The organism is Mesorhizobium sp. P2_D5 (assembly GCF_056404355.1).
In genome coordinates this window covers 57983-69771 of sequence record NZ_JBFUEE010000006.1, presented here as the reverse complement: position 1 = coordinate 69771, position 11789 = coordinate 57983, and the positions used below count along the sequence as shown (strand labels likewise).

The following is an 11789-nucleotide window of genomic DNA, read 5'->3' as shown; positions in this document are numbered from 1 at the left end:
ACCCGCGCCGGTATACTGCCTAAATTAATACAACATTGGAATGACAAATCGCTTCCACGTAGCCCGTGGGGGGCTATAGGGTTTTGAACGGGTTCCGCACGGGAACGCGATCCGCGAAGCGACGCCGGTTTGCTGGCGACTGTTTCGCTGATCATGCGCCGGAGTGGCTCGTTCGGGAACGTGTCTCAGGAGGATCTCAGGTGCACATCATCCATCGGTTCAGGCCGATCGTCGCCGCGTCGGCGCTCGCCATCGCCTCGGCTCTTGCAACCGTCAGCGCCAGCCAGGCGGATGACACCGCCAGGCCCGAAGCGGCGGTCTCGCCGATGAAACGCGTTGCGGATGCCAAGGCCAAGGCTGCGGCGGAAAATCCCGACGGCGCCGATCGTGTCTATGGCGGCAACCAGGCCGAAAAGGGTGCCTATCCGTTTCAGGTCGCGCTGCTCACCACCGACAGGCTGGACGAGAACCCGGCCTCGCAGGCCAATGCACAATTCTGCGGCGGCAGCCTGATCGCGCCGCAATGGGTGCTGACGGCGGCCCACTGCCTCAACGACAAGGGCCAGCCGATTTCGCCCGACGCGGTCACCGTGCTGACCGGCGCCACCGATCTCAGCGAGGGCAAGCGCCACAAGGTGGTAGAGGTCATCGTCAACGAGGGTTACAGCGAGCAGACGCTCGACAACGACCTCGGCCTGTTGCGGCTTGCAGAGCCGGCCGATGCGCCGACCATCAAGGTCACCCATGACGCCACACCCGACACCGGCAAAACCACTGTCACCGGCTGGGGCAAGATGCAGGATGGCACCTTTCCGACCACGCTGATGGTTGCCGACCTCGACCTGCAGCCGAACACCGCCTGCAACAGCGGCATCAAGGCCATCTATGCGCATGATCTGAAGGCCGCACTTGGCGATCTGTCCCACCGCATGCGTTATTCGGAAAAAGGCATCGACGCTGCCGCCAATGCGATTGCCGCCGACATGACAGACCCGCTGACCGGCAACATGATCTGCGCCGGCACCACCAGCGGCGTGCGCGATGCCTGCAACGGCGACAGCGGCGGTCCGCTGTTCATGACCGGCGCCGACGGTCCGGTCCAGGTCGGCGTCGTCAGCTGGGGCGAAGGTCCGGCGGACGGAAGTGCGGCCTGCGGCCACAAGGACGCGTACGGCATCTACACACGGCTGGCCAACTACACCGGCTGGATCGAGACGAAAATGAAAACGCCAGCGCCGGCGCCGGCAAAGCCCAAGGCAGGGCTAGGCACCGCCCAGAAACCAGCCACGCCCTGAAGCGAAGGCAATTCGCCTCACATGAAAAACGGCGGGAGAGGTCCCGCCGTTTTTATTTGCCGGCTTACCGAGCTTACTTTCTCGGTGGACCTTTGCGCTCGGCTGAAGCCGCCCACAAATTGATGTCGGACTCGCGCGCATAGCTATCGATCTCGGCGAGTTCGGCATCGCTGAAGTCAAGCACCTTGAGCGCGCCAACGCAGTCCTCGACCTGTTCCGGCCGGCTGGCACCGATCAGCGCCGAGGTCACCTTGCCCTTGCGCAGCACCCAGGCCAGCGCCATCTGCGCCAGTGTCTGGCCACGCTTGCCGGCGATGGCATCGAGCGCCTTGATGTTGGCGATGGTCCTGTCGTTGATGAAGGCTGTCTTCAGCGACTTGCCCTGGGAGGCGCGGCTGCCTTCGGGAATGCCACCGAGATATTTGTCGGTCAGCATGCCTTGCGCCAGTGGCGAGAACACGATGGAGCCGACGCCGAGCCCTTCGAGCGTATCGAGCAGGCCGTCTTCCTCCACCCAGCGGTTGAGCATCGAATAGCTCGGCTGATGGATGACGCAAGGCGTGCCAAGCTGCTTCAAAATATCGGCGGCCTCGCGCGTGCGCTGCGAATTGTAGGACGAGATGCCGGCATAGAGCGCCTTGCCCGAGCGCACCGCATGGTCAAGTGCGCCCATCGTTTCTTCCAGCGGCGTATCGGGATCGAAGCGGTGCGAATAGAAGATGTCGACATAGTCGAGACCCATCCGCTTCAGGCTCTGGTCGAGGCTGGCCAGCATGTACTTGCGCCCGCCCCATTCGCCGTAGGGACCGGCCCACATCTCGTAACCGGCCTTGGTCGAGATGATCAGCTCGTCGCGGTAACCGGCGAAGTCGGTGCGCAGGATTTCGCCGAAAGCGGTCTCGGCCGAGCCGGGCGGCGGACCGTAATTGTTGGCGAGGTCGAAATGCGTGATGCCAAGGTCGAAAGCCCGGCGCACGATCGCCTGCTTGGTCTTGTGCGGTGTGTCATTGCCGAAATTGTGCCACAGCCCCAGCGAGATCGCCGGCAGCTTCAGGCCGGAGCGACCACAGCGGTTGTAGATCATGTTCTCGTAGCGGTTTTCGGCGGGGATGTAGGGCATGGGAAAATCCTCAAATGGAAGCGAGCCAGTCGGCTGCCATCGCGACAGCACGGCGAGTCGGCTCTGCCCCCCACCCTTACCCTCTCCCTGACGGAACGGGGAGAGGGTTGAGTGCCTGGTCTACTTCTTCTTCGCCAACAGCGCCTTGGCTTCCTTGACGCCAAGTGCGGCCGGCCGTTCGCAACTGGTCTGCATGGCGACGAACTTGCCGGTTTCGCCTGAGCGCAACAGCCCAGTCATCACGTCGACGGCATGCAGCGCCAGTTCCATCGAGCAGCGGTGCGGCCTGCCTTCCGCGATCGCCACCGCCATGTCGGCGAGGCCGGCCGTGCGGTAGTTGGCCATCATGCCTTGCGAATGCATCTCGTTGGGAACGCCGAACGGGTGCTTCCATTTCGGCAGCTTCTTGACCGGTTTGCTGTCTTCGGTGAAGCGCACGTCGCCGCCGAAGAAATTCGGATCCGGCACGAACACTGTGCCCGCCTCGCCATAGAGTTCCATCGGCGCGTGGCCATGCGCCCAGACGTCCCAACTGGTGTTCAGCGTCACCACGGCTCCGTTCTCGAACTCCAGCAGGCCGTGGATGGTCGTCGGCGTGTTGACCGGGATCTTTTCGCCTGCGCGCGGCTTCGAGCTGATGGTGCGTTCCTTGGCGGGTGTCGACGCGAAGGCCGCCACCTGTTTCACCGGCCCGATCAGCTGGATCAGATTGGTGATGTAGTACGGCCCGATGTCGAGCACCGGTCCCGCGCCGGGCTGGAAGAAGAAGTCCGGATTGGGGTGCCAGTGCTCCATGCCGTGGCCCATGACGTGGCAGGTACCGCTGGTGATCTTGCCGAGCTTGCCGGTGTCGATCAGGTCGCGGGCCAGCTGATGCGCGCCGCCGAGGAACGTGTCGGGCGCCGAACCGATGCGCAGGCCTTTCGCCTCGGCGCGTTTCTTCAGGTCGAGCCCTTCCTTGACCGACAGCACGAAGGGCTTTTCCGAATAGACGTGCTTGCCCGCGTCCAGAGCCTGCTTCGACACCTCGTAGTGCACCGCCGGGATGGTCAGGTTGACGATGATGTCGATGTCGTCGGCCTTGAGCAGGTCGTCGACGGTCTCGGCGCGCAGCTTGAACTCCTTTGCCCGCGCCTTCGCTGTCTCCATGTTGATGTCGGCGCAGGCACGCATCTCGATGCCGCGAAACAGCGGCGCCAGCGAAAAATACGCCTTCGAGATGTTGCCGCAGCCGATGACGCCGATGCCAAGTTTCTTTGCCATGCTGATTGCTCCTAGTAGGTCTTGACGGCTGCGATCGAGCGGCGGGCGAAGCGCTCGATGTCGTTCGGGTTGTCCTGTTCCATGACGTAGTATTGGGCGGCACTCTTGGCGCGCAGCACCTTGATCAGGCCGGCCCAGTCGATCGTGCCGTGGCCGACATCCGACCAGCCATCCTCGTCCAGCCCCTCGCCGGGCTTGGCCATGTCCTTGACGTGGACGGCGCTGATGCGCTTGCCGTATTTGTCGATCCACGCCAGCGGATCGTCGCCGCCGCGCACCACCCAGGCGACGTCGATTTCCCACCCGATGTCCGGCGCTGCCGCGAGGATAAGCTCCTGCGGCACCGAGCCGTCGGCAAGTTTCTTGAACTCGAAATCATGGTTGTGCCAGGCAAAGCCGTAGCCGGCCCTTTTCGCGGCGTCGCCAACCTTTGCCAGACGCTCGCCGAAGCCGCGCCAGCCGGCGGCATCGGATGGGCGCTGGTCGGGCATCAGAAAAGGACAGATGAGCAGCGTGATGCCGAGTGTGTCGGCAATTTTGCGCACGCCGTCGAAATCGTTCTCGAGCGCGTCGATCGAGAAATGCCCGGTCGGCATGGCGAGCCCGTTCTTGTCGAGTTCGGCGCGAAAGGCCTTGGGATCATCATAGACGCCGCCGAAGCCTTCGACCTGGGTGTAACCGACCTTGCCGAGCGTCTCGAGGACGCCTTCCCAGGGTTGGAAATTGCGGGCGCTGTAAAGTTGGAATGACCAGTTCATCGTCTCTGTCCGTTCTGCTTGGGGAGGAGTGGGGCTTGGGAGCTACATGCGGTTGCCGGATTGGCTGTCGAACAGCGAGGCGCGGGCAGGATCAAAGCCGATCCGGATTGGCTCGCCACTGCGCAGCGTCTTTTCCGCCTCGACGCGGAAGGAGAAATTCTGACCGCCGAGCTGCGTCCATACCAGCGTGTCGGAGCCCATCGGCTCGACGATCTCGACGGCGGCATCGATGGCAAAGGGCATGGCATTTGCCGCCTCGCCAAGGGCGACATGCTCGGGCCGGATACCGAACACGCAAGGGCCGCTGCTGTTGCCCGCGGCGTCGAAAGCGTAGCGGGCGAGCGGTATGGATACATTTCCGGTCTTGAAAGCCGCGGTGGCGCCGGTCTCGGCCTGCCCGTCGATGAAGTTCATCGCGGGTGAGCCGAGGAAGCCGGCGACGAAGCGGTTGACCGGCCGATTGTAGATGGTCTGTGGCGCATCGAGCTGCTGGATGACGCCACCCTTCATCACCGCGATGCGATCGGCCAGCGTCATCGCTTCGATCTGGTCGTGGGTGACATAGATCATCGTGTTCTGCAGCTTGCGATGCAGCAGCTTGATCTCGACGCGCAGCTCGGCGCGCAGCTTGGCGTCGAGATTGGACAGCGGCTCGTCGAACAGGAACACGTCGACATCGCGCACCAGCGCCCGTCCGATTGCCACGCGCTGGCGCTGGCCGCCGGACAGTGCTGCCGGTTTGCGTTGCAGCAGCGGCTCGATCTGCAGGATCTCGGCCGCCCGCGCGATCCGCTTGGCGATCTCGTCCTTCGGCGTGCCAGCGACACGCAACCCGAAGGACAGGTTCTTCTCCACCGTCATTTGCGGGTAGAGCGCATAGGACTGGAACACCATGCCGATGCCGCGATCCTTGGGCTCTTCCCAGGTGACGTTCTTGCCTTTGATGAAGATGCTGCCTTCGGAGACGTCGAGCAGGCCGGCAATGCAGTTGAGCAAGGTCGACTTGCCACAGCCCGAGGGCCCGAGCAGCACGATGAATTCGCCCTCGGCGACATCGAGATTAAGTGTCTCCAGTACGGTCACCACACCGAAGCTCAGCGACAGGTCCTGGATCGAAACGCTGGTACCGTTCTGCGCCATATCCACTAGCCTTTCACCGCGCCAGCGGCGATGCCGCGCACGAACCATCGTCCGGAGATGAAGTAGATGAGCAGAGGCACCGCAGCCGTCAGAATGGTTGCCGCCATATTGACATTGTACTCCCTCACGCCGGTGGTGGTGTTGACGATATTGTTGAGCTGCACCGTCATTGGCCAGTTGGACCGCCCGGCAAACACGATGCCGAACAGGAAGTCGTTCCAGATGCCGGTAACTTGCAGGATGACGGCGACGACGGTGATCGGCACCGACATCGGCAGCATGATGTAGAAAAAGATGCGCCAGAAACCCGCACCGTCGACACGCGCTGCCTTGAACAGCTCGACCGGAATTGCCGCGTAGAAATTGCGGAACAGCAGCGTCAGGATCGGCATCCCAAAGATGGTGTGCACGATGATGATGCCGGGGAGCGAGGCGAACAGCCCGACCGAGCTCAGCCCGATGATCAATGGATAGATCACGACCTGATAGGGCACGAAGGCACCAAACACCAGCAACCCGAAGAGCAGATTGGCGCCCTTGTATGGCCAGAAGGTCAGCGCGTAACCGTTGATCGACGCGCAGATGATCGAGATGATCACGCTGGGCACGGTGATCTTCACCGAATTGTAGAAGCCTGGACTGAGGCCGTTGCAATCGCGACCGGTGCAGGCGTGGAGCCAGGCGTCGGCCCAGGGTTGAAAGGTCGGCTCGCCAGGAAGGTTGAAAAGATGTCCCAGCCTGATCTCCGGCATCCCCTTCAATGAGGTGACGATCATGATGTAGACCGGGATGAGGAAGAAGAGGGCCGCAACGACCAGGAAAGCATAGATGCCGATGCGGCCGGCCGATATCCGTCGCGGTTTCGGCCCGAAGGGCGCCACGCCAGCCTGATGCGACGCTTCCCGGGGCGGTTGAATTGCGGTGATCTGTCCGACGGTCATGCGCCCGCCTCCCGCAGGCGATTTCGCCGCCATAGTAGAATTCCGCTGAAAGCCAGCACGATCAGGACCGGCAGCAGCATCATCGTTGCCCCAGCCATGCCTTGGCCGACGTTCTGGCGAACCGTGATGAGCTGGATGACGTAGACTGCCGGCATGGACGTGGCGATGCCAGGCCCACCGCCGGTCATGGCAATGACCAGGTCGTAGACGCGCACCACGCCTACGCATTGCAGAACGAAGGCGGTGGCGAAGGCACCCTTCATCATCGGCGCCACGATGGAAACGTGCGTGCGCCAGGTCGGGATGCCGTCGACCCTCGCGGCTTTCCAGATATCCTCGTCAATGCCGCGCAGGCCGGCAAGCAGGATCGCCATCGTCACGCCCGAGCCCTGCCAGATGCCCGCCACGACCAGTGCGTACAGCGCGGTCTCGGCGCTGACCAGCGGGGCGAAGCTGAAGCTCGTCCAGCCCCAGTTGCGCAGCGCCTCCTGCAGGCCGAGGTTGGGGTCGAGCGCCCATTGCCACACGAGTCCGGTGACGATCAGCGACATGGCAAAAGGATACAGGAAGATGGAGCGGAACAGGTCCTCCTGGCGGATGCGCTGGTCCATGAAGACGGCGAGCAGGTATCCGAACACCATGTTGCAGGTGATGGACATCAGGCCGAAGAACCAGATGTTATTGACCGAGACGAGCCAGCGGTTGTCGGCCCAGAGGCGCCTGTACTGCGCCAGACCGACGAAATCGTAGGTAGGGAAGAGCTTCGAACTGGTAAAGGACCATAGCACCGAGAAGCCGATGCCGATCACGAACACGCCGAGGGCAACGAGAATCATCGGTATTGTCCCGATGACGGCAGGCAGGTGAAATCTGTGCCTCCAGCTCTTCTGCATCGTCCGTCTTTCTCCGCTTCCACCGACACCTTGGGGGCGTTTGCCGACGTGAAGGTCAGCGCTGTCCGAACCACCGGGCTTCAGACCGCCGCAGCTTCCCGTCCTGCGATTGTCAGCCCGTTGCCGAGAGAAAAGAGAGCTTCCTGTCGGGTCGGGACGCGACCGAGGCGCCGCTGTAAGGGCGGCGCCTCGGGGTAGTGATCAGTTCCTAGTCGGAATTGCCGATGATCGTGGCGAACTTCGCGGTGGCGTCGTCAGCCGTCATGGAATCGTCTGCGAAGAATTGCGCGACGAGCTCATTGAGCTGCTGATTGGTGTTCTCGGTGATGAACCGGTTCGTCGCGGTGACGATGTTGGCCGGGTCTTCCACTGCCTTCAGCGACTTCTGCATGCACGGGTCGGCTGTCGACATGTCGACATCGCCACGCACGGGCATGGAACCCTTGGCGTTGTTGAAGGCGACCTGGACCTCGGGGCTGATCAGCAGCGCCGCAAGACGCTTCTGCGCTGCTTCGACATCCGGATTGTTCTGCTTGAAGAACAGGATGATGTCGCCGTCGGTGCTGACCACCGGCTTGGCCTCGTTCAGGCCGATCATGCAGCCGAAATCCTTGACTCCGGTCATGCCGGCGGCCGCGAATTCGCCGCGCGCCCAGTCGCCCATCACCTGAAGTCCGGCCTTGCCGGTGATCACCAGGTTGGTGGTGTCGTTCCAGTTGCGGTTGGCGTAGCCGTTGTCGGTGAACTGCTTCAGGGCCCTCAACTGCGTGAAGACGCCTTTCATCTCTGGGCTGCCCGCAATTTCGGCGCTCTTGGTGGTATACATCTTGTCGCGCTGTGCGACACCGAGAGCCTCGGTAACCATGTCCTGGAAGAGCAATTGAATCTGCCAGCCGTTTCCGTCGCCGCCGATGGCGAAGGGGATGAGGCCTGCCTCCTTGATCTTCGGCGCGGCCGCGAGGAAATCGGCCAGGTTCTTCGGCTCTGGCACGCCCGCTTTCTCGAACACCGGCTTGGAGTACCAGGCCCAGTAATTCGAATGGATGTTGACCGGAACGCACCACCAGTGGCCGTCAACGAGGCAGGCGCTGCCGATCGCCTTCGGGCGAATGACCTCATCCCACTTGCCGGCGGTCGCGACGTCCGTCAGGTCAAGCAGCTTGCCGCCCGAAATCAGTTCTTCGTACTGCCGGCCGGGATTGAACTGAGCGGCACCGGGCGGATCGCCGCCGAGCACGCGCTGCATGACGGTCGATCGGGCGGTCTCGCCGAGTGCGATGGCGCTGTCCACCCAGCGGTCGCCGTGGCCGTCATTGTCAAAGGCCTTTGCGAACTGCGACACCGCCGCCGACTCGCCCTTCGACGTCCACCAGTGAATCACTTCCAGGTCCGTCGCCGCGGCCGGACCGGCAAATTGCAGAGTAGCCGTCGCTGCCAGCGCAGCGGTCAAAAGTCTGTATCGCATTTCGGTTCCTCCCAGAATCTGAAACGTTACAGATTTTCGATACGGGAATTGCGTGACCTGCGCAACCCCATGAACGAAACGAGTTCGATATTTTTTCGAGCCGCGAACAAATTCACATGAGCAATCGCTTTTATATGCGCCGCAGCATGGATCGCTGCACTGCAGGACATCAAACTGCGCGTGAAAGCCGGCAAAGGCGATGACAAAAGCGATTTCTTCTGCAATCCCAATGGATTTCAAGACAGCCGTCGGCCTCGCCGCGAGTGGCGGCATCTCGATATTGGCAATCTGTAACGTTTCAGTATATTGACGCTTGCCGGGGCTGGAACGCATACCGTATCGCTGTGGCGGTGATTGCCGATCCGGCCTGCGGCTGCTATGCGCCTGACGGGCAGGACGAATGGACAAACGGCGTACGGAAAACAACGAAGAGGCGTTGGCGCAGGGACGGCCGACGTTGAAGACGCTTGCCTTCATGACCGGGCTCGGCGTCACCACCGTGTCGCGGGCCTTGAAGGACGCTCCGGAAATCGGCGCCGAAACAAGGCGCCGTGTCCAGCTAGTCGCCAAGCAGATCGGCTACCGGCCGAACCGCGCCGGCGTGCGCCTGCGCACCGGCAGGACCAATGTCATCAGTCTCGTGCTCAACACCGAGCGCGAGATCATGAGCTTCGTCTCGGACATCATCTACGGCGTTTCGGAGGTCATTGCCGACACACCCTACCATCTGATCGTCACGCCCTATTCGCGCTCGCAGGATCCGCTCGACCCCATACGCTATCTGGTCGAGACGGGCTCGGCCGACGGCGTCATCATCTCACGCACGCAGCCGAATGACCCACGGGCCCGCTACATGCTGGAGCACGGCATTCCCTTTGCCACGCATGGCCGCACCGATATGGGGCTGGTTCACCCCTATCATGATTTCGACAACTACGCTTTTGCGGTGGAAGCCGTGCGTCGTCTGGCCGGCATCGGCCGCCGCCGGCTCGCTTTGTTGTCACCGCCCGTCGGGCTGACCTACCACAGTCATACCGTCAACGGCTTTGCCGATGCGCTGAGCGAGGTCGGCGCCAGTGAAGTCCCCTTCAACACTGTTTCTATCGACCATACGATCGAGCAGATCCGGAGCCGGACCGCGCAAGTGATGCGCCGCGAAGACCGGCCGGACGGCTTCGTCAGCAGCGCCGCCGCCGCGACACTGGCCATCGTCGCCGGCATCGAGGATGCCGGCCTCAAGCTTGGTCGTGACGTCGATGTCGTGTCCAAGCAATCGTCGGACCTGCTGCATCTGTTTCGCACGGAATTGCTGGTCGTCAACGAGAATTTCCGGCTGGCGGGCTCCGAACTCGCCCGCTCCGTTCTCGGTTGGATCGGCGGCGCCGCGCCCGGCACGCTGCAGAGCCTGAGCGTACCGAGCGAGGTCCTGGCCTATCGGCGCTCGCTGGATTAGCCATTTTTCAGCCAGCCGCACCGCTGCCCCACGGCCCGTGGAATGCACCCGGTCCGTCGATACGCTCGAAGCCGTGCGCGCCAAAGAAGTCGCGTTGCGCCTGGATCAGGTTCGAGGTGCCGCGGCCCTGGCGGTAACTGTCGAAATAGGCAAGTGCGGAAGACAGCGCCGGCACCGGGGAGCCTGCCTCCGATGCCCTTGCCACGATACGCCGCAGCGACGGATGCGCTTCCTGCATCAGGGCGATAAAGGCCGGCGCCATCAGAAGATTGGTCGATGCGCCGCCGGAACCGAACGCCTCGGCCATGGTGTCGAGCATCTGCGAGCGGATGATGCAGCCGGCGCGCCAGATCCTGGCGATGGTCGGCATCGGCAGGTTCCAGTTGAACTCCTTGGAGGCGCCGCTCATCACCGCAAAGCCTTGCGCGTAGGCGGCGATCTTGCCTGCGAAAAGCGCCAGTTCGAGATCTCCAAGCAATGCGTCCCTGTCGCCGGAAATCTTCGTCACGCCGATATTGCCATAGGCTTTTTCCGCCGCCTGCCGCTCGTCCTTGATCGACGACAGCACGCGCGCCGCCACGGCCGCCTCGATCGCGGTCGCCGGAATGCCGAGTTGCTGCGCCTCGATGACCGACCATTTGCCGGTGCCCTTCTGGCCGGCGCGGTCGAGGATGATGTCGACCACCGGCTTGCCGGTCTTCGGATCGTCTGCGGCCAGCACCTTGGCGGTGATCTCGATCAGGTAGGAATTGAGCCTGCCCTTGTTCCAGTTGGAAAACACCGTGCCTATATCCTTAGGCCCCATGCCGAGGCCATCGCGCAGGATGCCGTAGATTTCAGCGATCATCTGCATGTCGGCATATTCGATGCCGTTATGGATGGTCTTGACGAAATGGCCGGCGCCGTCGGTGCCGAGCCACGCCGCGCAGGGCTCGTCGTTGAATTTCGCGGAGATCGCGGTCAGCACCTTCTCGACGCGTTTCCAGGAATCCTCGGTGCCGCCGACCATGATCGACGGCCCGTGGCGCGCGCCCTCCTCGCCGCCGGACACGCCCATGCCGATGAAAGTCAGACCCGAGCCCGAAAGCTCGGAGAAGCGCCGCATCGTGTCACGGAAATTGGCGTTGCCGGCATCGATGACGATGTCGTTGGCCGACAGCACGCCACGCAGGGCTTCGATCTGTTCGTCGACCGGCTTGCCAGCCAGCACCATGATGATGATCGGGCGTGGCGGTCGGATCGCGGCGGCGAGTTCTTCCAGGCTGTAGCAAGGCACCACCATGTCCTTCAGCGCGCCGGCATTCTCGACGAAAGCGTCGGTGCGTGCCCTGGTGCGGTTGAAGACAGCGATGCGGTGCCCGTGCTCGGCGATGTTGAGCGCCAGGTTGGAGCCCATCGTGCCAAGGCCGATCAGGCCGATTTCGGCTTTTTCCATCGTTTCTTCCCTGCTTTCGGATCTTG

Annotated in this window: 10 protein-coding genes; 2 read left to right on the top strand and 8 right to left on the bottom strand. The window is 62.7% G+C overall.

Annotated elements, in window-relative coordinates; translation table 11 throughout:
* Positions 1–200 precede the first annotated feature (200 nt).
* A complete protein-coding gene (locus tag AC1DYW_RS24230; RefSeq protein ID WP_457153348.1) occupies positions 201–1295 on the top strand; it encodes a S1 family serine peptidase in 1095 nt (364 codons plus the stop codon).
* Positions 1296–1368: 73 nt separating this feature from the next.
* Here the strand turns inward: AC1DYW_RS24230 and mgrA are convergent, their stop codons facing one another.
* The 7 genes from mgrA to AC1DYW_RS24195 form a co-directional block, all read right to left on the bottom strand.
* A complete protein-coding gene (gene mgrA, locus AC1DYW_RS24225) occupies positions 1369–2415 on the bottom strand; it encodes an L-glyceraldehyde 3-phosphate reductase (protein ID WP_457153347.1) in 1047 nt (348 codons plus the stop codon).
* Between the two features lie 120 nt (positions 2416–2535).
* The gene (locus tag AC1DYW_RS24220) at positions 2536–3678 is read right to left on the bottom strand and encodes a Gfo/Idh/MocA family protein (protein ID WP_477227877.1); all 1143 of its coding nucleotides are present in this window, start codon (positions 3676–3678) and stop codon (positions 2536–2538) included.
* An 11-nt stretch (positions 3679–3689) separates the two neighbouring features.
* A complete protein-coding gene (locus AC1DYW_RS24215) occupies positions 3690–4436 on the bottom strand; it encodes a sugar phosphate isomerase/epimerase family protein (RefSeq protein WP_457153345.1) in 747 nt (248 codons plus the stop codon).
* A 42-nt stretch (positions 4437–4478) separates the two neighbouring features.
* On the bottom strand, positions 4479–5576 hold the full coding sequence (locus AC1DYW_RS24210; protein WP_457153344.1) for an ABC transporter ATP-binding protein: 1098 nt from the start codon (positions 5574–5576) through the stop codon (positions 4479–4481).
* A 5-nt stretch (positions 5577–5581) separates the two neighbouring features.
* Positions 5582–6517: a carbohydrate ABC transporter permease gene (locus tag AC1DYW_RS24205; protein WP_457153343.1), complete on the bottom strand. Its 936-nt coding sequence runs from the start codon at positions 6515–6517 to the stop codon at positions 5582–5584.
* Positions 6514–7410, bottom strand: a complete 897-nt coding sequence (locus tag AC1DYW_RS24200) for a carbohydrate ABC transporter permease (protein WP_457153342.1) — start codon at positions 7408–7410, stop codon at positions 6514–6516. The genes AC1DYW_RS24205 and AC1DYW_RS24200 overlap by 4 nt, the downstream gene beginning before the upstream one ends.
* A gap of 208 nt (positions 7411–7618) precedes the next feature.
* A complete protein-coding gene (locus tag AC1DYW_RS24195; RefSeq protein ID WP_095084758.1) occupies positions 7619–8875 on the bottom strand; it encodes an ABC transporter substrate-binding protein in 1257 nt (418 codons plus the stop codon).
* Positions 8876–9275: 400 nt separating this feature from the next.
* On the opposite strand from AC1DYW_RS24195, the gene AC1DYW_RS24190 reads away from it, so the two are divergent.
* Positions 9276–10328: a LacI family transcriptional regulator gene (locus tag AC1DYW_RS24190; RefSeq protein ID WP_457152191.1), complete on the top strand. Its 1053-nt coding sequence runs from the start codon at positions 9276–9278 to the stop codon at positions 10326–10328.
* A 7-nt stretch (positions 10329–10335) separates the two neighbouring features.
* On the opposite strand, the gene gndA is transcribed toward AC1DYW_RS24190, so the two are convergent.
* Positions 10336–11763 (bottom strand): NADP-dependent phosphogluconate dehydrogenase, encoded by a 1428-nt coding sequence (gene gndA, locus AC1DYW_RS24185; RefSeq protein ID WP_477227876.1) that lies wholly within the window; start codon positions 11761–11763, stop codon positions 10336–10338.
* Positions 11764–11789 lie beyond the last annotated feature (26 nt).

Bases quoted from the DNA above. Each gene is read 5' to 3' on its own strand.
- AC1DYW_RS24220 (WP_477227877.1), bottom strand. From the start codon at position 3,678: ATGGCAAAGAAACTTGGCATCGGCGTCATCGGCTGCGGCAACATCTCG.
- AC1DYW_RS24195 (WP_095084758.1), bottom strand. From the start codon at position 8,875: ATGCGATACAGACTTTTGACCGCTGCGCTGGCAGCGACGGCTACTCTG.
- gndA (WP_477227876.1), bottom strand. From the start codon at position 11,763: ATGGAAAAAGCCGAAATCGGCCTGATCGGCCTTGGCACGATGGGCTCC.
- AC1DYW_RS24210 (WP_457153344.1), bottom strand. From the start codon at position 5,576: ATGGCGCAGAACGGTACCAGCGTTTCGATCCAGGACCTGTCGCTGAGC.
- AC1DYW_RS24200 (WP_457153342.1), bottom strand. From the start codon at position 7,410: ATGCAGAAGAGCTGGAGGCACAGATTTCACCTGCCTGCCGTCATCGGG.
- mgrA (WP_457153347.1), bottom strand. From the start codon at position 2,415: ATGCCCTACATCCCCGCCGAAAACCGCTACGAGAACATGATCTACAAC.
- AC1DYW_RS24215 (WP_457153345.1), bottom strand. From the start codon at position 4,436: ATGAACTGGTCATTCCAACTTTACAGCGCCCGCAATTTCCAACCCTGG.
- AC1DYW_RS24205 (WP_457153343.1), bottom strand. From the start codon at position 6,517: ATGACCGTCGGACAGATCACCGCAATTCAACCGCCCCGGGAAGCGTCG.
- AC1DYW_RS24190 (WP_457152191.1), top strand. From the start codon at position 9,276: ATGGACAAACGGCGTACGGAAAACAACGAAGAGGCGTTGGCGCAGGGA.